Here is a 23053-nt window from a genome sequence, read left to right on the forward strand (position 1 = left end):
GTTTTTCGTTGCACCCCGTCGATCACTCCTCTAGGCTCCAGCTAGCCGAGTCCGATCTTGACTCGGTGGCGGGTCCACCGACTGGGACCCGGAGCTACGGGGTGACGGAATCGGCATTCATGCCGACGGGCTTTTCGGGGGATCACAGTGAAGCTGTGCGGTATTCCAGCGGGGACAGGCCCCGTTTTCTCTCCAGTGGTGTAGCCGCCAGGGACTTTTCCCTATGTGACGCCATCGGCGCCAGCCGGTAGGTGCTCTATGGTCATGCCTTTTGTCACTCAGGAGTTTCCTCCTGTCCAGTTAGCCGGTTTCGCCCTGTCGGGCACCGGCGGAATTCAACGCCCATTGTCGGACCCACATGAAATGTGTGGGGATCATGGGGTCGTGCCGGAATTCATCATCAGCGGTTCGCCTGCCCCACTCCGGTCAGGCCAGCGAAAGGGAGAGTTGGGTCAGTGAGCAGCCCCGAGGGTCCGATGGTGAACGACACGGATGTCGCGATCATCGGCATGGCCGGGCGTTTCCCCGGCGCCGACGATCTCGATTCCTTCTGGCAGCTGCTGAGCGAGGGCCGGGAGGGAGTCACCCGTTTCAGCCGCGAGGAGCTCGCCGCCGCCGGAGTGCCCCGCCGCCTGCTGGACGACCCGGACTACGTCCCGGCCCACGGCGTGCTCCCCGACGTCGACCTCTTCGACACCGGCTACTTCGAATTCACCCCGGCCGAAGCCGAGTTCACCGACCCCCAGCACCGGATCCTGCTGACCGCCGGACACGCCGCGCTGGAGCACGCGGGCTACGACCCCGCCCGCCACGACGGGCTGATCAGCGTCTATGCGGGCGCGGCCATCAACACGTACCTGCAACAGCAGGTCCTGCCCCACGTCGACCAGACCACCACCTCGAACCACTTCGCCGTGATGGTCGGCAACGACAAGGACTTCCTCGCCACCCGGCTGGCGTACAAGCTCGACCTCAAGGGCCCCGCCTACACCGTCCAGACGGCCTGCTCCACCTCTCTCGTCGCCATCCACCTGGCCTGCCAGGGCCTCATCAACGGCGAATGCGACATGGCGCTGGCGGGCGGCGTCACCATCAAGCTCCCCCAGGAGAAGGGCTACCTCTACGAAGAGGGCGCGATCCTCTCCCAGGACGGGCACGTGCGCACCTTCGACGCCGACGCCAGCGGCACCGTCCTCGGCAACGGCGTCGGCGTCCTCGTCCTCAAGCTGCTCAGCGACGCCATCGCCGACCGCGACACCATCCACGCCGTCATCAAGGGCACCGCCACCAACAACGACGGCTCCGGCAAGGTCAGTTACGCCGCACCCGGCGCCGCCGGACAGAGCGCCGTCATCCGCGAGGCGCACGCCGTCTCCGGCGTCGACCCGCGGTCCATCAGCCACGTGGAAGCACACGGCACCGCCACCCGGCTCGGCGACCCGGTCGAGGTCTCCGCCCTGACCAGGGCGTTCCGTGCCGGCACCACCGACACCGGCTTCTGCGCCATCGGCTCGGTCAAGTCCAACCTCGGCCACCTCGACGCGGCCGCCGGGGTCGCCGGCGTGATCAAGACCGCGCTGATGATGCGCCACCGGACCCTGGTGCCCACGCTGAACTACCGCACGCCCAACCCGGCCATCGACTTCGCGTCCGGCCCCTTCACGGTCACCACCGAGACCCGGCCCTGGACCGGCGACGGCCCGCTGCGCGCCGGGGTCAGCTCCTTCGGCATCGGCGGCACCAACGCCCATGCCGTGCTGCAGGAGGCCCCGGCCGTCACCACCGGCGCCCCCTCGCGTCCCGGCCAGGTCCTGGTCCTCTCCGCCCGCACCGCCACCGCGCTGCGCACCGCCGCCGACCGGCTCGCGGACCACCTCGACGGCGCCGGCGGCACCGGCACGGACGGCCCCGGCGAGGAGCACGCCGCCGCGGCCCTGCTCGCCGACACCGCCTACACCCTGGCCGTGGGCCGCCGCGCCCACGAGTTCCGCCTCGCCGTCCACGGCGCCGACCGCGCCGCGCTGGCCGAGGCCCTGCGCGCCGCCACCGCCCCGACCGACCACGGCGCCACCGAGATCTCCTTCGCCTTCACCGAGCACGTCCCGGGCGCCGAGGCGCTCGCGGCCGAGTGGGCCGCCGCCGAACCCGCATTCGCCGCGCACCACGCCGCCGCCCTGGCCGCGGGCGCCGCCGAGCAGGGGGAGCGCGGGCAGGCCTTCGCCCTCCAGTACGCGCTCGGCCGGCTCTGGCTCGACTGGGGCGTGCGCCCCGTCGCCGTCCACGGCGACGGCCTCGCGGCCCGCGTGGCCGCCTGCGTGACCGGCGCCCTGGACCTGGCCGACGGCGCCGCCCCGCAGGGCGGGCCCGCGCCGCGGGCCCGTACCGCCAAGGCGGCGGGCGGCTCCGGCATCCCGCTGCGCAGCGCCCAGGAAGAGGTCCGCGGCCTCGTCCTCGGCGTCTCCGACGGCCCCTGGCAGGGCGTCGCCCGCGCCTGGCAGGCCGGGGCCGACGTCGACTGGACGGCCTGGTTCGACGGCGAGGAGCGCGGCCGCGTGCCGCTGCCCACCTATCCCTTCGAGGGCCGGCGCTGCTGGATGACCGCTCCCGCGGCCGCCGCGGAAGCCGCCACGGACCACGAAGGCCGCGGCCCGCACCCGCTGCTGGACGAGAACGTCTCCACCCTGGACACCCTGGCCTGGCGCAGCTCCCGCTCCGGCGAGGAGTTCTACCTCGCGGACCACCGGGTCGCCGGCGCCCCCGTCATGCCGGCCGTGGGCCACCTGGAACTGGCCCGCGCCGCGGGCGAACTGGCCTTCGACGGCCCGGTGCGGCTGCGCGACGTCTCCTTCGAGCAGCTGCTCTCCTACGCCCAGGGCCCGCGGACCGCCCTGGTCTCGCTGTGGCAGGAGCAGGAGCAGGAGCAGGACCCGACGGCGTACGACGCGACGGACGCGGCGGTCGACCCGGTCCGCTTCGAGATCGCCGAGGACGACCGCGTCCACGCCGCGGGCACCGTCCTGCCCGGCGCGCCCGCCCCGGCCGGCCCGTTCGACCTCGCCGCGGCGGCGGACCGCTGCCCCGAGGCCGTCGCCCACCACGACTGCTACGCCCTGCTGCGCGAGCGCGGCCTCGACTACGGCCCCCGGATGCGGGCCCTGGCCGAGGTGGCCCTCGGCGACGGCGAGGCCCTCGCCATGCTCGAACTGCCCGAGGGCGCGGCCCTGGACGGCGCCCTCTTGAACCCGGCCCTGTTGGACGGCGCCCTGCACGCCCTCGTGGTGCTGCTCTCCCGTGCCTACGGCGACGCCGCCGACGGCTTCCTGCCGCTCGCCCTCGACGAACTGACCGTCCACGCGCCGGTCGACGGAGCCTGCTGGGCCCACGTCGAAGCGGGCCGCACCGGTGAGCGGTCCGCCGTCGCCGACCTGAGCCTGCTCGACTCCGACGGCCGGGTGCTGGCCCGCCTGGCCGGGCTCACCGTCCGCGTCCTGAAGGACGGCGCGGGTTCCGCCGAGCCCACCGCCGAGCTGCTGGTACGCCACTGGGTCGACGCCCCCGCCGAGCCGGTCGGGCACCGTCCCCGCACGGCCCTCGTCGTGGCCGACGACGAGGCCCGCCGCACCGAACTGGACGCCCTGTTGCGCTCGCTGGGCGCCGCACACGTCACCACCGACGGCGCCCTGGACACCGCCCCGGACACCGCCCCGGACACCGTCGTCGTGGACGAGCCCACCGCCGTCCAGGCCCTGGAGCTGGTCCGCGAACTGCTCCGCAGCCGGCCCGCGGCCCCGGTACGGGTGCTGCTGGTGCACCGCCACGAGCCGGCCGGGGCCCGCCCCGAGCGCGCCGCGCTGGCCGCCTTCGCCCGTACCGTGCGGGCCGAGAACCCGCTGCTCGCGGTACAGGCCGTGGGCCTGGCCGCGGACGCGGACGACGCCGCGGCGCTCGCCGCCGAACTCGCCGGTCCGGGCCGCGACGCCGAGGTGCTGCACACCGCCGGTGCCCGCCGCGTACCCGCGTTCCGACCCGCCCCGGCCACCGAGCCGGTCTCCGTCCGCGACGGCGGCCACTACCTGGTCACCGGCGGCGCGGGCGGCCTCGGCCGGATCGTCGCCGACTGGTTGACCGGCAGCGCCGACTGCCGCGTGGTCCTCGTGGGCCGCAGCGAGGAGCCCGCCGCACCCGCCGACGGGCGCGTGACGTACCTCCGCGCCGACGTGTCCGACCCCGAGGAGCTCGCCGCCGGGCTGGCGCAGGCCCGTACGCTCCACGGCCCCTTCCACGGCGTCGTGCACGCCGCCGGAATCCTGCGCGACGGCTTCGCCCTCACCAAGTCCGCCGAGGACCTGGAGGCCGTACTGGCCCCCAAGGTGGCCGGGCTGCGCGCCCTGGAGGCCGCCACGGCCGAGGACCCGCTGGACTTCTTCGTCGCCTTCTCCTCGATCGCCGCGCACATCGGCTCTGCCGGACAGAGCGACTACGCCTACGCCAACGCCTACATGGAGGCCCACGCCGAGCGTGACGGCCGGACGACCGCGGTCGCCTGGCCCATGTGGGCCGAGGGCGGCATGCGCCAGAGCGCCGAGGCGGCGGCCGACATCGCCGCCGCCACCGGCTTCGCGGTCCTGCCCACCGCGGCGGGCCTGGACCTGCTGGAGCGGGCCCTCGGCACCGCGGGCGCGGTGGTCGCCGGCTACGGGGACACCGCGCGGATCACCGCCGTGCTCGGCGCTCCGGCCGCCGCACCCGCCCCCGCCGCCGCGAACGGCGCCGCCCCCGCGGAAGCCGACGGCGGCGGGCACGGCGAGGGCCCGACCCCCCGCGCGGCGGCCCTGGCGATGCTGCGCGAGCTGATCGCGGCCGAGACCGGGCTGGTGGCGACCGAGGTCGCCGAGGACGCGCCGTTCGACCGCTACGGCATCGACTCCCTGATGATCACCAAGCTCAACCGCGAGCTGGACCGTCGGATCCAGGGGCTGTCCAAGACCCTGTTCTTCGAGTACGCCACCCTCGGCGAGCTCGCCGACCACTTCGCCGAGCACCACCGGGCCGAACTGCTCGCCGCGCACGCCGGTCAGTCGGCCTCCGCAGCCGCAGCCGTTGCGCGCCCGGCCGCCGCCACCACGCCCGCCCGCACCCGCCCGGGCCGTACCTCCCGCACGGCCCGCACCGCCCGCACGGCGGTCACCGCGGAGCAGCGGCCCGCCGACGCGCACGACGCGGACGACGAGGCCATCGCCGTCATCGGCCTGGCGGGCCGCTACCCGATGGCGGACGGGCTCGACGAGTTCTGGACCAACCTGCTCGACGGCCGGGACTGCATCACCGAGATCCCCGAGGACCGCTGGGACCGCGACCGCTGGTACCACCCGGACCCGGCCAACCCCGGTACCGCGCACACCCGTTGGGGTGGATTCCTGCGCGACGTGGACCGCTTCGACCCGCTGTTCTTCGGCATCTCCCCGCGCCAGGCGGAGCTGATGGACCCCCAGGAGCGGCTCTTCCTCCAGAACTCCTGGCACGTCCTGGAGGACGCCGGCTACCGCCGCGCCGACCTGTCCGGCGCCCCCGTCGGCGTCTACGTCGGCGTGATGTACGGCGAGTACCAGTTCCACGGCGCCGTGGACGTGCTGCGCGGCGGCCGTCCGCTCACCGGTTCCTCCTTCGCGACCATCGCGAACCGGGTCAGCTACGCCCTGGGCCTCTCCGGCCCGAGCCTGGCGCTCGACACCATGTGCTCCTCCTCGCTCACCGCGATCCACCTGGCCTGCGAGAGCCTGCGCCGCGGCGAGAGCGAGCTGGCGATCGCCGGCGGCGTCAACGTCTCGGTCCACCCGTACAAGTACGCCTTCCTCAGCCAGGGCCGGTTCCCCTCCTCCGACGGCCGCTGCCGCGCCTTCGGCGCGGGCGGCGACGGCTACGTGCCCGGCGAGGGCGTCGGCGCCGTCCTCCTCAAGCCCTACCGCCGGGCACTGGCCGACGGCGACCGCATCCATGGCGTCATCCTCGGCAGCGCCGTCAACCACGGCGGGAAGACCAACGGCTACACCGTGCCCAACCCCCGTGCCCAGCAGCGCGTCGTCACCGCCGCCCTGGCCCAGGCCGGGGTGGACCCGCGGGAGATCGGCTACGTCGAGGCGCACGGCACCGGAACCGCCCTCGGCGACCCGATCGAGCTGACCGGCCTCACCGCCGCCTACCGCGCGGCCGACGGGACCGCAGCGGTCCCCGGCCACTGGCCGATCGGCTCGGTCAAGACCAACGTCGGGCACCTGGAGTCCGCCGCCGGGATGGCCGGACTCACCAAGGTGCTGCTCCAGTTCGCCCACGGCACGCGGGTGCCCTCGCTGCACGCCGACGAGCTCAACCCGAACATCGACTTCGACCGCTCCCCCTTCCGGGTCCAGCGCACCGCCGAAGCCTGGCCCGCCGGGGACCGCCCCCGCCTGGCCGGCCTCAGCTCCTTCGGGGCGGGCGGCGCCAACGCGCACCTCGTGCTGCGCGAGGCCCCCGAGCCCGCCCCGGCCGCCGCCGCGCCCGCGGCCGAGCAGAGCGTCGAGGAGCCCGTGCTCTTCCTGCTCTCCGCCCGCGACGAGGAGCGGCTGCGCGCCTACGCCGACACGGCCGCGCGGTTCCTCGAAACCGAGCGGGTGCCGCTCGCCGACCTCTGCTTCACCACCCAGGTCGGCCGCGAGGCCATGGGGGTCCGCCTCGCGGTGCTCTCCACCGACGGCGCCGACATCCTCGCCGCCCTGCGCCGCTACGCCGCGGGCGGCCCGCTGCCCGCGTCCACCGGCGCCACCGGACCCGAGCAGGACGGCCCGCTCGCCGCGGCGGCCCTGCGCTGGCTCACCGGCGCCGAGGTGGACTGGGCCGCCGAGCACGCCGGACGGCCCGGTCCGGCCCCGCGCCGCACCGGCGCCCCGCTCTACCCCTTCGCCGACGAGCGCTACTGGATCCCGCTCGACCCCGACCAGGGGCAGGACGGGGACCCGCACCCGGCCGTGGCTCCGGCCGCCCTGCACCCGCTGGTCGACGCCAACGAGTCCACCGTGGCCGAGGCCAGGTTCCGCAAGACCCTGCGTGCCGACGACGCCCTGCTGCGCGACCACGTGATCGAGGGACGCGCGCTCCTCGCGGGCGCCGCGACGCTGGAGTTCGTACGGACCGCGGCCGCTCTCGCCGAACCGGGCGTGCGGCACACCCTGCGCGAGGTCGTGTGGGGCCGGGCCGTCGAACTGCCCGGCGACGCCGCCGAACTGGCGCTGTACGCCGCCTTCCGGGCCGACGGGGACCGGCTGGCCTTCGAGGTCTTCTCCCGTACCGGGGACGCCCGCACCACCCACGTCCAGGGCATCGCCGTCCCCGCGGCCCCCGCCCTGCCCGGCTCCGCCGACCTCGACGCCCTGCGCGGCCGACTGGCCCCGGTGCGCGACCGGGAGGGTGCCTACGCCGACTACGCGGCCGCGGGATTCCACTACGGCCCGTCCTTCCAGGTGATCGACGAGGTCCGCACCGGACCAGGGGAGGCCCTGCTCCGGCTGAGCGCCGCCCCCGCCGCGCACGGCACCGAACTGCCCCCGGCACTGCTGGACGGAGCGCTGCGGGCCTGCCACTGGGCGGGCCGCACGGAGTCCCCGCGCCCCGGCGCCCTGGACGTTCCCTTCAGCCTCGGCGCGCTGGAGGCGCACGCCCCGCTGCCCGCCGTGTGCTTCGCGCACGCCCGGCTGATCGGCGAGAGCGCCGGCATCCGCCGCTTCGAGGTGAGCGTCCACGACGAGCAGGGCCGCGTACTGGCCCACATACGGGACTTCGCCGGCCGCACCCCGACGGCGGCGGCCACCTCGGTACGGGAGACAGCTCCCGCCGCCGACGCCACTGCCACGGGCGAAGCCCGGTTCTACGAGCCGCACTGGCGCCCCGCCGCCGAACCCGCGGCGGCGGACGCCGCTGCGCTGCCCGGCACCCTGGCCGTGCTGGGCGAGGACGCCGCCCTGGTGGACGCCCTGGCCGCGACCGGCGCCTGGCGCCGGGTGGTCGCGGTCCCCGAGCTCGGGGAGGCCCGTACGGACCGGCTCGCCGGGCTCGCCGACGAGCACGGCCTCGACCTCGCCCTGGTGCGGGACCCGGCCCGGCGGCCCGCGTCCGCCCCGGACTCCGCGGACGGCCCCGGTTCGGCCCCCGACGAGCTGGAAGGGCTCTGCTTCGAGGTGCTCGGCCTGCTGACCGCGACCGTCGCGGGCACGCTGCCCGGCCGCGTCCGGTGCCTGCTGGCCCACCCGCAGGACGCCGGTGCGGACCGCCCCGAACAGGCCGCAATGGCCGGCTTCGCCCGGTCCACCGGCCCGATCACCTCCCGCTTCGAACTGCTCACCCTGGGCCTGCCGCACGACCTGGACGCGGCCGGCCGGGCCGCCGCCGTCGCCGTCGAGCTGCGTGCCGCCCCGCGCGCCGCCGGCCTGGAGGTGCGCCGCACCACCGCCGGCGGGCGCGAGGTGCGCGCCCTGCGGCGGGCCGTTGCCACCGCGCCCGCCACCGCGCCCGCCACCGCGACCGCCACCGCGACCGCCACCGCGACCGCCACCACGACCGCCACCGCGACCGCCACCGGGCAGAGCACCGCTACGCCCCTGCGCGAGCACGGCGTCTACGTGATCACCGGCGGCAACGGCGCGATCGGCCGGCTGCTGGCCGAGCACCTCGCCCGTACCTGCCGGGCGAAGCTCGTGCTCGTCGGCCGCTCCGAGCCCGACGCCGGAGCCACCACCTGGCAGCAGGGCCTGACCGCCCTCGGCGCCGAGGTCCTGGCGCTGAGCGCCGACGTGGCCGACGCCGCCGCCCTCGCCGCCGCCCTCGCGACGGCCCGGGAGCGCTTCGGCGCCCCGCACGGGGTGTTCCACCTCGCGGGCGTCGCCGACGACGGCCGGGCCACCGACGGCGACCGCGACCGCTTCGCCCGGGTGCTGGCCGCCAAGACCCGCGGCCTGGTCCACCTGGACCGGCTGACCCGGGACGACGCCCTCGACCTGTTCGTGGTCTTCTCCTCCGTCTCCTCCCTGGTCGGTGACTTCGGCGCGGCCAGCTACGCAACGGCCAATCGTTTCGCCGACCTCTACACCGTGCTCCGCGACTCCTGGGCCGCCCAGGGTGCGCGCCACGGCCGGAGCCTGTCCCTGGGTTGGCCGCTGTGGTCGGTCGGCGGGGTCGACGGCCTGGTCAACCCGGCCGAACTGGCCGCATACACGCGGCGCAGCGGGATGCGGGCGCTCACGGCCGAGCAGGGCCTGGCGGCGTTCACCGGTGCCTTCACCATCCCGGCGCCGTGGCTGGTCCCGGCCTGGGGCGAGCCCGCGGCCCTGGACGCGGCCCTGGTGGAACCGGCCGCCGCGACCGGGACGGCCCACCAGCCCGCACCGCACGACGCCCCGTACACCGCCCCGCTGCCCGTCGCCGCGCTCGCCGACGTGCGCGCCCGCCTCGTGGAGCACCTGAGCGAGACCCTGTCCGGGGTGCTGGGGCTGCGCGCGGGCCGGCTCGACAGCCGCGTCCCGCTGGACGACTACGGGCTGGACTCGGTCCTGGTGATGGAGTCGAACAGGCTGCTCGGCAAGGACTTCCCGGGCCTGCGCGGCACGGTGTTCTTCGAGTGCCGCACGGTCGAGGAGCTGGCGGCGCACGTCCTGGCCGAGCACCCGGACGCGGTGGCGCGACTGTTCCCCGCCACCGCCACCGCCACCGCCACCGCCACCGCGAACGCCCCGGCCACCGAGGTCGCCCCCGCCCCCGCCCCCGCCCCCGCCCCCGTGCGTTCCGCCGCGGCCCCGGCCCCGGCAGGGGACGAGCCCATCGCCGTCATCGGCATCAGCGGGCGCTACCCGCAGGCCCGCGACCTGGACGAGTTCTGGCAGAACCTGGCCGACGGCCGGGACTGCGTGAGCGAGGTCCCCGCCGACCGCTGGGACGCCGACGCCCTCTTCGACGCGGACCCGGCCGCCCCGGGCCGCAGCTACAGCCGGTGGGGCGGCTTCCTGTCCGACGTCGCCTCCTTCGACTCGCTGTTCTTCCAGATCTCGCCGATGCAGGCCCGCACCATGGACCCGCAGGAGCGGCTGTTCCTGGAGACCGCCTGGTCGGCACTGGAGGACGCGGGCTACCCGCCCGCGCGCCTGCCCGCACCCCGCTTCGGCGGCCAGGGTCACGACGTCGGCGTGTTCGTCGGCGTGATGTGGAACGACTACGCGGTCCTCGCGGCCGCCGAGTCCGCGCGAGGCAACCACCAGGTGGTGCTGGCCAACCGCTCCTCGATCGCCAACCAGGTCTCCTACTTCGGGGACTTCCGCGGTCCGAGCGTGGTCGTGGACACCGCCTGCTCGGCCTCCCTGGTCGCCGTGCACCAGGCGTGCGAGAGCATCCGCCGGGGCGAAGTCGGCTACGCCGTCGCGGGCGGCGTCAACGTCGCCGTCCACCCGGACAAGTACGTCCACCTCAGCCGCAAGACGATGCTCGCCGCCGACGGTCGCTGCCGCGCCTTCGGCGCGGGGGGCAGCGGATACGTGCCCGGTGAGGGCGTCGGGGCGGTCGTGCTCAAGCGGCTGTCCGACGCGGTCCGCGACGGCGACACGGTGCACGCCGTGATCCGCTCGACCGCCGTCAACCACGGCGGCCGCACCAGCGGTTACACCGTCCCCAACCCGCACGCCCAGCAGGCCCTCGTGGAGCAGGCGCTCGCCGCGGCCGACGTCGGCGCCCGCACCATCGGCGTGCTGGAGGCGCACGGCACCGGCACCGCGCTCGGCGACCCGATCGAGCACACCGCGCTGGCCCAGGCCTACGGCAAGCACACCGCCGACACCGGGTTCTGCGCGCTGGGCTCCGTGAAGTCGTCCATCGGCCACCTGGAGGGCGCGGCGGGCATCGCCGGTCTCACCAAGGCGGTGCTCCAGCTGCGCAACGCCACCCTGTTGCCCACGCTGCACGCCGAGGAGACCAACCCGGTGATCGACTTCACCGGCTCCCCGTTCACCGTCCAGCGCGAGAGCGCCCCCTGGCCGCAGCCGCTGGCCGAGGACGGCAGCCCGCTGCCCCGACGGGCCGCCGTCAGCTCCTTCGGCGCGGGCGGCACCAACGCGCACGTCATCGTCGAGGAGTACCGGGCGCCCGAGCCCGCCCCGCAGGCCGTCGAGACGCCCGAACTGATCGTCCTGTCCGCCCGCGACGCGCAGCGCCTGACCGCCTACGCGGCCGAGCTGGGCAGCGCCCTGACCGCACGGGCCGCCCGCACGGACGGTGCCCCCGTCCGGCTCGCCGACGTCGCCTACACCCTGCGGGTCGGCCGCGAACCGATGGCCGAGCGCCTGGCGTTCGTCGCCGCCGACCTCACCGACGCGGCCGCGCGGCTCACCGCCGTCGGACGCGGCGAACAGGGCCAGTGGTTGCACCGGGGGCAGGTCCGCCCGCACCCGATGCTGGAGGGCCTGCTGGCGGGCCAGACCGGCGGCGAGGACTTCCTGTCCGCCCAGGTCCGCGCCGGCCAGGACGACATGATCGCCCGGCTGTGGGTGTCCGGCATCACCGTGGACTGGGACCTGGTCCACCGACTCCGGGCCGCGACCCGGCGCACGGTGTCCCTGCCCACGTACCCCTTCGAGCGGGTACGCCACTGGATCGACCTCACCGGCTCCGCCACCGCGGCCGCCGTGAGCGCCGCCCCGGCCGTGTCGGCCACCGCCCCGGCGGCCGCCGGGCCGCTGTGGCGCCGGACCCTGACGGCGGACGCGCCGGTGCTGCGCGACCACGTCGTGGACGGCCGTCCGGTCCTGCCGGGCGTCGGCCACCTGGACCTGGTCGCCGAGGCCGCCGGCGGCGCCGTTGTCGGGCGGGCCTTCGCGGACGTCCGCTGGATCGCCCCGCTCGCCGTGACCGGCGGCGAGGAGCGGGCCGCCGTCCGCTTCGACGCCGAGGGCTACCAGGTGCTCGGCGGCGACGACGCCCTGCGTTCGCGCGGTCGGCTCACCGAGGCCGCACCCGTCCCGAAGCCCCTGGACACCGAGGAGCTGCGGGCCCGCATGGAGACCGGCCCCGGACAGGACGCGTTCTACGCCCTGCTGCTGGGCCAGGGCCTGCCCTACGGCCCGTTCTACCGCCGCGTGGAGCAGGTGTGGACGGGCGGGGACGAGGTCCTCGGCCGCCTCGGCCGGACCGCCCCCGGCGGCGCCCACGCGCTGCACCCCGGCGTCCTGGACGCCGCCCTGCACACCTACGCCGCCCTGCTGGCGCGGCGCCGCGGGGCACAGGCCCGGCCGATGCTGCCCTTCGCGGCCGACCGCGTCGACGTCTTCGGCCCGGTGCCGGACCACGGCTGGTCGTACGTGCGGGAAACCGGCACCGACCGCTGCGACGTGTGGGTCCTGGACGGGACGGGCGAGGTCCGGGTCCGCTTCACCGGCCTGACCTACCGCCAGGCGAAGGCGCCGACCGTCGTCGCCCACCGCCCCGTCTGGATCCCACGCGCGGCCGAGGAGGGCGCCGCGCCCGCCCGCAGCGTGCTGCTGGTCGGCAGGGCTCCGGACGCCGAACCGGCGGCCGGGATCGCCCGCGCCCACCAGGGCGCCGAACTGACCCGCTTGGAGATCGGCCCCGGCGGCCTGGCGGAAGCGGAGCTGGACCGGGTCCTGACCGGCCCGGGCGCACCCGACCTGGTCTACTTCCTCGGCACGGGCACGGGCCCGGACACCGCGGCGGGCGCCCCCTTCGACGCCGCCGCGCTGCGCGACGCCAACGAGCGCGGACCGATCTCGCTGTACCGCCTGGTCCGCGCCCTGGACCGGCACGGTCTGCTCGAAGCGGAGCTCCGGCTGAAGGTCGTCACCCACGACGTCCACCCGCTGGAGCCCGGGGACGACTCCGCCCCCTGGTCGGCGGGACTGGCCGGTCTCGCGACCGTGGTCGCCAAGGAGTACCCGGCCCTGAAGGTCGCCCTCGTCGACGTCCGCGCCGCCGAGGCCGCCGACTCGGCCGCCCTGGTGGCCGCCGAACCGTTCCCCCCGCGCACCACCGCCGTCTCCCTGCGGGGCGGCGTACGACGGGTCCGCGTCCTGGAGCAGGTCGAACTGCCGGCGTCCACCGGCCGGTTCCGCACCGGCGGCGTGTACCTGGTGATCGGCGGCCTGGGCGCCGTCGGCCGGGACACCTGCCGGTACCTGGCCACGACCTACCGGGCCAAGCTCGTGGTCGTCGGCCGGTCCCCGCTCGACGCGGCGCGGCGCGAGGTCCTCGCCGGGCTGGAAGCGGCCGGGGCCGAGGTGCGCCACCTGCCGCTCGACGCCACCGACCCGGCGGCGCTCGCCGAGGCCGTCGCCCTGGCCAAGCGCGAGTTCGGCGCCCTGCACGGCGTCGTCAACGCGGCGATGGTGCTGGTCAACCAGGCCGTACGGGAACTCCCCGAGGCCGAGCTGCGCGCGGCCCTGACCTCCAAGACCGACACCACCGTCAGCCTGCTGGAAGCGGTCCGCGGGGAGGCCCTGGACTTCGTGCTCTTCTACTCCTCCGGGGTCGCCTTCGAGGGCAACCACGGGCAGGCGGGCTACGCGGCCGGCTGCACCTTCGCCGACGCCTACGCCCTGCACGCCGCCCGCACCCTGCCCTTCCCGGTCCGGGTGCTCAACCTGGGCTACTGGAACGCGGGCGGGGACGCGGAGCGCGAGCGGGTGCTGCGGCGCTTCGAGGCCGCCGGGATCCGGCCGTTCACCGCGGAGCGCGGCATGGCCGTGGTCGAGCGGGCGCTCGGGGCCGAACTGCCCCAGCTGCTCGCCCTCGACGCCGACCGGCACATCCTGGACAACCTGGGCGTGGTCGCGGAGCGCACGCTGACCGTGCACCCCGCGGGCCCCGGTCCGGCCGCGGCGCCCGAGGTCCGCTTCGCCTCCGACCCCGCGCGGGACGGTGAACTGCGGTCCTACCAGATCGCGGTGGCCGAGGCGGAGGAGCTCGCGCACCGCCTGCTCGCCGCCGCCCTGGACCGGGCCGGACTGTTCAAGCTCCTGGAGGGCCGGCCCGCGGGGGCGTACGGCAGCGCCGAACTCGCCGAGCGGCTGGGCGTGGTGCCCGAGCACGCCGACCTGTTCCGGGTCCAGCTCGACATCCTCGCCGCGACCGGATTCCTGTCCGCCACCGGTGACGGGGCCGACGGCCCGCGCCCCGGGACCCGCTCGGCGGAGCCCGAGTCCGGGGTGGTCCGGGAACTGGACGCGCTGATCGCCCGGCACCCCGGCATCGCCCCCGTCGCCTCCCTGCTGCGGGACTGCCTCGCGGCGCTGCCCGAGGTGCTCACCGGCCGGCTCGGCGCGATGGAGGTGCTCTTCCCGGACGGATCCGCGGAGCGGGTGGCCGCCGTCTACCGGGGCGACCCGGTCACCGACCGCTGCAACACGGAGGTGGCCCGGCTCGTCGTGGCCCAGGTCGAGGCCCGGCGCGCGGCCGCGCCCGGAGCCACGGTCAGGGTGCTCGAAGTGGGCTCCGGCACCGGCGGCACCAGCGCCGCGGTGCTGGCCGCGCTGGCCCCGTACGCCGACGAGGTCGACTACGTCTTCACCGACGTCTCCCCGGCCTTCGTCCGCAAGGGCCGCACCCGTTTCGCCGCGGCCCACCCCTTCGCCCGGTTCGAGGTGTTGGACATCGAGGCCGGTCCCGGGGCGGGCCCGACCGGAGCGGGCATCGAGGCCGGCGCCTACGACGTGGTCTTCGGCACCAACGTCTTCCACGCCACGCGCGACCTCGCCCACACCCTCGCGCAGACCAAGCGGCTGCTGCGCGGCGGCGGCGTGCTGCTGCTCACCGAAGGCACCCGGCCCCAGCACCAGTTGGCGCTGATCTTCGGCCTGACCACGGGCTGGTGGCTCTTCACCGACGCGGAGCAGCGGATGCCCGGCTCCCCGCTGGCCGCCGAGCGGCAGTGGCGCGACGTGCTCGGGGCCGGCGGATTCCACGGGATCAGCACGGGCTCGCCCTCGACCAGCGCCGGAACGGCCTTCCAGAGCGTGATCGCGGCGGTCAGTGACGGCCTGGTCCCGGCGCCCCGCCCGGTCGCCCGGCCGACCACGGCGGCGCCCGCGGGGGCCCCTGTCGGGGCCGTGGTGAACGCCCACGCCCCCACCCCCGCCCCGACGCCGGCCCGTTCGGACGACACGCTGGAAACGGTCACGGCGGTGTTCGCCCGGGTGCTGGAGATGGCCCCCGAACAGCTCGACCCCGACCTCACCTTCGAGAACTACGGAGTGGACTCACTGGTGGTGCTGGACCTGACCCGGGCCCTGGAGGCCGTCCACGGGCCGCAGCCGGCGACCCTGCTCTTCGAGCGGATCACCATCCGGCAGCTCGCCGAGCACTTCTCGCGCAACGCCGCGCCCGCGGCGGAGCCCGAGCCGGTACGGGAGGCCCCGGCGGCCGTTGCTCCCACTCCCGTCCCCACCCCCGCCCCCGCCCCGCAGGGCCCGGCCGACGGCGCGGAGACGCTCGTCGCTGGCCTGTCCGACACGGCCGTCGAAGAACTGCTGGCCGAACTGCTGGGCCGCGACGGCGGCTCCGAAGGAGGAAACCGATGACCGCCGTGCCCTTCAGCTGTGTGGTGGTCGGCGAGGAGGCCCTCCTCGTCGAGTGCACCAAGGTGCTGCTCGCCCGCGGGCACACGGTGGCAGCCGTGGTCAGCCCGTCGGAGCAGCTGCGCGCCTGGGCCGAGGGCGCCGACCTGACCGCCGTGCCGTTCGGCCCGGACCTCGTCGAGCGCCTCGCACCGCTCCGCTTCGACTACCTGTTCAGCATCGCCAACCTGCGGATGCTGCCGGACGAGGTACTGGAACTGCCCGCCCGACTGCCCGTCAACTTCCACGACGGGCCGCTGCCCCGGCACGCCGGCCTGTTCGCCACCAGCTGGGCCGTCCTGGAGGGGGACACCGACCACGGCGTCAGTTGGCACGTGATGACCCGCGAGGCCGACACCGGCGACCTGCTGCGGCAGCGAGCCGTTCCGGTCGGTCCGCGGGCGACCGCGCACGACCTCGACGTGGCCTGCTACGACGCCGGCATCGAGTCCTTCACCGAACTGGTCGACGAGCTCGCCGCCGGCACCGCCACCCGTACGCCGCAGGACCTCGCCCTGCGCACCTACCACGGCAAGTACGACGGCCCCCCGGGCGCCGGTGTGCTCGACTGGCGGCGCCCCGCCGCCGAGCTCGACGCGCTCGTCCGCGCCACCGACTTCGGCCGCCGCCCCAACGGCTTCGGTACCGCGCTGCTGGCGCTGGGCGACGACGGCTTCGCCGTCGTCCGCACCCTGGAGCCCACCGGGCGGCCGTCCACCGCCGCACCCGGCACCGTCGTCGACTCCGGCCCCGACGGGCTCACCGTGGCCACCGCCGACCACGACGTGCGCCTGACCACCCTGACCACGCTCACCGGGGAGCCCGTCGACCCCGCGGCGCTCGCCGACGCGGCGGCCCGCGACCACGGGAACCGGCTGCCGCTCCTGACCCCGCGGCGGACCGCCGAACTCGCGGCCGACGTCCGCGCCGCGCACCGCCAGGAGGGACACTGGCTGCGCACCCTGACCGCGCTCGAACCGCTGCTCGCGCCGCGGTTCGGCCTGCTGCCCGAGCGCCCCCGGTCCGCGGGGCCGGTCGCCCTGCCCCAGGCCCTGGTCTCCGGCGCCGCCCCGGCCCCGGAGCAGCTCGCCCTCGCCGCGGTGCTGGGCTTCCTCGCCCGGCTGGCCCGCGGCGGCGAGCGCGACGTGGCCCTGCCCGTGGCGGCCCCCGCCGCGCTGCTGGCGACCGAGGTCCCGCTGCGCGCCCCCGCGGGGCTGCTCGACCGGACACTGCCCGAACTCGCCGAGCTCGTGGGCGCCGAGGCGGCCGCGCTGGCCGCCCGCTCCCCGTACCGGCGCGACCTGCTGCTGCGCCACCCGGCCACGGCCGCGTCGCTGGGCGGCTTACCCGTCGCGGTCCTGCTCCCGGGCGCGGCCCAGGACGCTCCGGCGCCCGCCGAGCGCGCGCTGACCGTACGCATCGACACCGCCGGCACGGTCTCCTTCCACCGCGGCGCCGGGCTCACCGAGGGGCACGAGGGCTGGCTCGCCGAGCACTTCGCGCTCTTCCTGGCCGCCGCGGCCGAGAGCCCGCGGCTCCCGCTGGCCGCCCTGACACTGCTGCGGCCCGAGGAGCGCGAGCTCGTCCTCGACCAGTGGAACGACACCGCCGAGGAGTACCCGCGCGAGCGCACCCTCACCCGGCTCGTCTCTGACATCGCCTGCGCCGCGCCGGCCGCGCCCGCCGTACGGGACCGGGGCCACGAGCTCGGCTACGGCGAGCTGGAGGCCGCCACCGACGGGCTGGCCCGACGCCTGGCCGAGCTGGGCGCGGGACCGGGCTCCCGGGTCGGCGTCTACCTGGAGCGCGGCGCGCGGCTGCTGGTCTCCCTGTTGGCCGTGCTCAAGACCGGCGCGGCGTACGTACCCATCGACCCGATCTACCCCCCGGCCCGGATCGGCCACATGCTCGGCGACTGCGGGGCCCGGCTGGTCCTGACCGACGAGGCCCTCGCCGACACCCTGTCCGGTTTCGAGGTCACCCCGGTCCTGGTCACCGAGCAGGACACCCGGCCGGACCCGGCGGCGCCCGCCGCCGCGCCGCTGGACCGCTCGGACCCGGACGCGCCCGCCTACGTCATCTACACCTCCGGATCCACCGGGTTGCCCAAGGGCGTCCAGGTGGGCCACCGGGCACTGGTCAACTTCCTCTGGACGATGGCCCGGCGGCCCGGCTTCGGCTCCGGCGACTCGCTGCTCGCGCTCACCACGGTCTGCTTCGACATCGCCGCCCTGGAGCTCTACCTGCCCCTCGTGCGCGGCGGCACCGTGGAGGTGCTGCCCGCCGAGGTCGCCGCCGACGGCTTCGCGCTGCGCGAGCGGATCGAGGCCGCCTCGCCCACCGTGCTCCAGGCCACGCCGACCACCTGGCAGATGCTCCTCACCGCCGGCTGGCCCGGCGACCCGGACCTGCGGGCGCTGTGCGGCGGCGAACCGCTGCCCGGCGAGCTGGCCGCCGAACTCATCGGCCGCGTGGGCGCCCTGTACAACATGTACGGCCCCACCGAGACCACCATCTGGTCCACGGTCGACCGGGTGCTGCCGGGCGGCGCCGTCACCATCGGCCGCCCGATCGGCAACACGCGCTGCCACGTGCTCGACGAGCGCGGGGTCCCCGTACCGCCCGGCATCCCCGGGGAGCTGTACCTGTCCGGCGACGGCGTCGCCGACGGCTACCTGGCGCGCCCCGAACTGACCGCCGAGCGCTTCGTGGCCGCCCCCTTCGGCGAGGGCCGCGCCTACCGCACCGGCGACCTGGTGCGCCACCTGCCCGACGGGCGGCTGGAGTACCTGGAGCGCATCGACGGGCAGATCAAGCTCAACGGCTACCGGATCGAGCTCGGCGAGGTCGAGTCGGCCCTGCGCCGGATCGACGGGGTCACCGCGGCCGTGGCGCTGGTCCGCGAGGACCGGCCGGGGGAGCGCCGGATCGTGGGCTACGCCACCGGTCGTGCCCTGCCCGGGCCGGACGCGCTGCGCGCGGCCCTGCGCGGCGGCGCCCTGCCCGCCTACATGGTCCCGGCCGCGGTGGTGGTCCTGGAGGCCCTCCCGCTCACCCCGAACGGCAAGATCGACCGCAAGGCACTGCCCGCCCCGACGGCCCCCGGCCCGATCGCCGGCGGCGGCGCGGCCGTCCGCAGCGGCATGGAGGGACGGATCGCCGAGGTCTGGTGCGCGGTGCTGCGCCTGGACCGGGTCGGCGCCGAGGACAACTTCTTCGACCTGGGCGGCGATTCGCTGGGCCTCACCCGGGTGGTGGCCCTGCTCCGCGAGGGTCTGGGCCGGCCGGTCTCGCGCCTGGACATGTTCGGGCACCCGACCGTCCGGGCCATGGCCGCCCACCTCATCGCCACCGACGCCGCGGCCGCGCGGCCCGCCGCGGCGGGGGCCGCCCCGCCGGCGCGGCGCGGGCGCGACACCGCCGCGCTGGCCGGGCGCCGCAATCGACGCGGAGGCCGGGCATGACCGGCAGCGCCGCCCACCACGCACCAACCATCCAGTCAGGTAACCCAGGGGGATCCATGTCCGTGTGCACCGTCTGCTCGCTCAAGGCCGACCATCCCGGAGTCGTCCTCGACGACAAGGGCGTCTGCAACCTGTGCACGATGGACTTCGCCGAGGGCCTGCTGGAGAACTACCGCTACACCAGCAAGGTGTTCACCGAGTTCCAGCAGGCCCCGCAGGCCACCGGCGAGTACGACTGCCTCTTCATGTACAGCGGCGGCAAGGACAGCACCTACATGCTGGACAAGTTCGTCAACGAGTACGGCAAGCGGGTCCTGGCCTTCACCTTCGACGTGCCGTTCGAGAGCGTGCACGCGGCGCAGAACATCGCGCTGGCGAAGGAGAAGATCCCCGCGACCTTCGTGCTCGACGCCGACGACGACAACATCAAGCTGATGATGCGCGAGGTGTTCACCCGCAAGGCGCCCAAGAAGCCCGGCAAGTACCTCGACGAGAAGCTGCCCTGCGTCTCCTGCCGCACCTTCTTCGTGCTGCGGGCCATCCTGATGGCCTACCGGCAGAAGATCCCGTACATCGCGCTGTGCGCCGACCCGCAGCAGATCCTGACCATGGAGTCCAACGTCCGCGAGGTCGTGCGCGACTTCTACAAGACCTTCGGCGAGCGGCTGGCCGACACCCTGTTCGGCGGGGAGCTGGAGGAGCTCCTGTTCGACGAGGACGAGAACCTTCCGAAGATCGTCTTCCCGTTCATCGCGACCCGGCACGAGTACGACCCCGACCGGATCGTCGAGGAGCTCCGCGCGAAGGGCCTCTACCAGTCCTCGCCGCTGGAGACCCACTGCACGCTCTTCCCGCTGCTGAACTACTACTCGTTCAAGAACTTCGACTGCATGTTCTACAAGCTGAACGCTGCCAGTCACGTGCGGTCGGTCCAGCGCAACGCCGACTACGACCGCAACACCTTCAGCATCAAGTTCCCCCGCTCCCTCGACCTGCCCGTGGTGGAGGAACGGCTCGGCAAGGTGGTCCTCGCGATCGCCGCCGGCGAAGGCGTCCGGGAGGACCACGAAGCGGAGCTGGTGGACCTGTTCCAGCGTATGGACGCCACCGAGGACGCCGCCCGCTTCGTGGCGGCCAGCTTCCTGGACATGCGCACGGTCGCCGCCGATCTCGGTATCCCGCTGGGCTGACGCCCGCGGCCCCGGCCCCGGCCGACCTCCACCCAGCTTCGAGAACCCGACGAGGGAGACCCACCATGACTGTTTCCGCATCAGATTCCGCATCGGACTCCGACATCGCGATCATCGGCATCGCCTGCCGCTTCCCCGGCGCGGACTCCGCCGACAAGTTCTGGGACGTGCTGCGCGAAGGGCGCGAGACGCTCACCCGGTACACCGACGAGGAACTGCTGGCCGCCGGCGTGCCCGCGGACCGGCTCGCCGACCCGCGCTACGTCAAGGCCGCACAGACCATTCCGGACACGGACCTGTTCGACTCCGAGCTGTTCCAGTTCACCCACGACGAGGCCGAGATCCTCGACCCGCAGCACCGGATCTTCCTGGAGTGCGCCCACGAGGCGCTGGAGCGGGCCGGATACGACCCCCAGCGCACCGACGGCCGTATCGGCGTCTACGGCGGCGCCGGCATGAACACCTACCTGCTGCACAACCTCGGCGAGCGCTACCGTGCGGCCGGTTCGGTCGACCACTACCGACTGATGCTCGCCAACGACAAGGACTTCCTGGCCACCCGCACCGCGTACAAGCTCGACCTGCGCGGTCCGGCCATCAGCATCAACACCGCCTGCTCCACGGCGCTCGTCGCCGTGCACACCGCCTGCCTCGCCCTGATCGGCGGCGAGTGCGACGTGGCCCTGGCCGGCGCGGTCCACCTCGGCCCGAAGGACCAGGGCTACCAGTACCAGGAGGGAATGATCTTCTCTCCGGACGGGCACTGCCGCGCCTTCGACGCCGAGGCCCAGGGCACCGTCATCGGCAGCGGCGCGGGCATGGTCGTCCTCAAACGGCTCTCCGACGCGCTCGCCGACGGCGACTGGATCCACGCCGTGGTCAAGGGCTCCGCCGTCAACAACGACGGTTCCAACAAGACCGGTTACACCGCCCCGAGCATCGCCGGACAGGCCGAGGTCATCGCCGACGCCCAGGAGGTCGCGGGCATCGCCCCCGACACCATCGGCTACGTCGAGGCCCACGGCACCGGCACCCCGCTCGGCGACCCCATCGAGGTCGCCGCCCTCACCCAGGCGTTCCGCCAGGGCACCGAGCGGGTCGGCTTCTGCGCCCTCGGCTCGGTCAAGACCAACATCGGCCACCTGGACACCGCCGCCGGCATGGCCGGTCTGATCAAGACGGCGCTGATGCTGGAGAACGCCACCCTGGTGCCCAGCCTGCACTACACCCGGCCGAACCCCGAGATCGACTTCGAGACCGGCCCGTTCTACGTGAACACCGAGACCACCAAGTGGCCGGAGGGCGAGGGCCTGCGCCGGGCCGGGGTCAGCTCCTTCGGCATCGGCGGCACCAACGCGCACGTCATCCTGGAGGAGCCGCCGGCCCGGGCCGCCGCCCCGCGCGGCCGGAACCGCGAACTGCTCGTACTCTCCGCGCGCTCCGAGGCCGCCCTCCAGCAGTCCGGCGCGGCCCTGGCCCGCCACCTCAAGCAGCGGCCCGACCTCGACATCGCCGCCGTGGCGCAGACCCTCTCGCTGGGCCGCCGCGGCCACGGCCACCGCCTCGCCCTGGTCGCCAAGAGCGCCCGCGACGCCGCCATGGCCCTCGCCCTCGGTGACGCGGACCGCCTGCACCGGGGCGCGCCTAACGGTGAACCGGCCGCCCCCGTCCTGGTCCTGGACGGCTCCGGCGCCGACGCCGCCGACCGCGCCGAACTGTACGACGCGGTGCCCGCCTACCAGGACGCCGTGGACGCCTGCACCCGCGCCGGAGCGGGCGAGGCCCACCAGGACTTCGTCCACGGCTACGCCCTCGCCTCCACCCTGCTGGCCTGGGGCATCGAACCGGCCGGTCTGGCGGTCACCGGCGCGGGGGCCGCCGTCGCGGCGGCCCTGGCCGGCGCCCTCCCCCTCGAAGCGGCCCTGGCCCTGGCCGAGGGCCGCACACCGGGGGAGTGGCAGGCACCGGGCCTGCCCGTGCTCTCCCCGCGCACCGGCGCCTGGATGACCGAGGAGGACAGCCGCACCGCGCACGCCTGGACCGGCACCGGCGACCTGTCCGGCCTCGACGCCCAGCTCACCGGCACCGGGCGGTACGCCTTCCCGTTGGCACCGCAGGACGACGAACCCGCGGGCCTGGCCCACCTCCTGGGCCTGGCCGCCCGGCTGTGGACGCTCGGCGCCGACCTCGACTTCGAGGCCGTCAACGGCGGCGCCGACACCCGCCGGGTGCCGCTGCCCACCCACCGCTTCGAGCGGCGCCGGCACTGGGCCGTGCCCGGCGCCCACGCGGCCACCGCCGCCGAGTCGCAGGACACCGACCGCCTGATCGGCCGGTTCGACGCCCAGGACCCGGAGCACAACCGCCGCCTGGTCACCGACTACCTGGTCGAGGAGATCGGCAAGGTGCTCGGCGGTCGCCACCTCGCCGCCCTGGACACCAGCCTCTTCGACCTCGGCCTCGACTCCCTGGTGCTGATCGAGATCGTCGCCAAGCTCACCGAGGAGCTGGACTTCGCGGTCCCCGCCACCTCCTTCGTCGAGTTCCCGACCATCCGCGCCTTCGTCGACAACCTGGCCGAGCTGATGGGCTTCGGCGCGGCGCCGAGCGGCGCCGCGCCCGCCGGGGACGGCCGCACCTCGCGGCGCGCCCAGCGCGCCGCGGCCGCCCAGGGCCCGGCCGCCTGACCTGCCGCGCGCCCGTGGCCCCACCCGCCGGACCGCCCGCCCCCGCGACCGGCACCCCAGACCTTGTGAGAAGAGAG

At 75.3% G+C, this 23053-nt stretch carries 4 protein-coding genes; all 4 read left to right on the forward strand.

Features of this window, described 5'->3' with window-relative positions; genetic code table 11:
- Positions 1–455: 455 nt before the first annotated feature.
- The 4 genes from ACIBEA_RS15070 (at position 456) to ACIBEA_RS15085 (ending at position 22976) form a co-directional block, all read left to right on the forward strand.
- Complete coding sequence (locus tag ACIBEA_RS15070; protein ID WP_399260854.1) at positions 456–15599, forward strand: SDR family NAD(P)-dependent oxidoreductase; 15144 nt, start codon at positions 456–458, stop codon at positions 15597–15599.
- A complete protein-coding gene (locus tag ACIBEA_RS15075) occupies positions 15596–19099 on the forward strand; it encodes an amino acid adenylation domain-containing protein (protein ID WP_399260856.1) in 3504 nt (1167 codons plus the stop codon). The genes ACIBEA_RS15070 and ACIBEA_RS15075 overlap by 4 nt, the downstream gene beginning before the upstream one ends.
- A gap of 56 nt (positions 19100–19155) precedes the next feature.
- The gene (locus ACIBEA_RS15080; protein WP_399260858.1) at positions 19156–20289 is read left to right on the forward strand and encodes an OzmP; all 1134 of its coding nucleotides are present in this window, start codon (positions 19156–19158) and stop codon (positions 20287–20289) included.
- A 65-nt stretch (positions 20290–20354) separates the two neighbouring features.
- Positions 20355–22976 (forward strand): type I polyketide synthase, encoded by a 2622-nt coding sequence (locus ACIBEA_RS15085; RefSeq protein ID WP_399260860.1) that lies wholly within the window; start codon positions 20355–20357, stop codon positions 22974–22976.
- Positions 22977–23053: the final 77 nt, after the last annotated feature.

Origin of the sequence: Streptomyces sp. NPDC051555 (assembly GCF_044454405.1) — a bacterium.
Classification (GTDB): Bacteria; Actinomycetota; Actinomycetes; order Streptomycetales; family Streptomycetaceae; genus Streptomyces.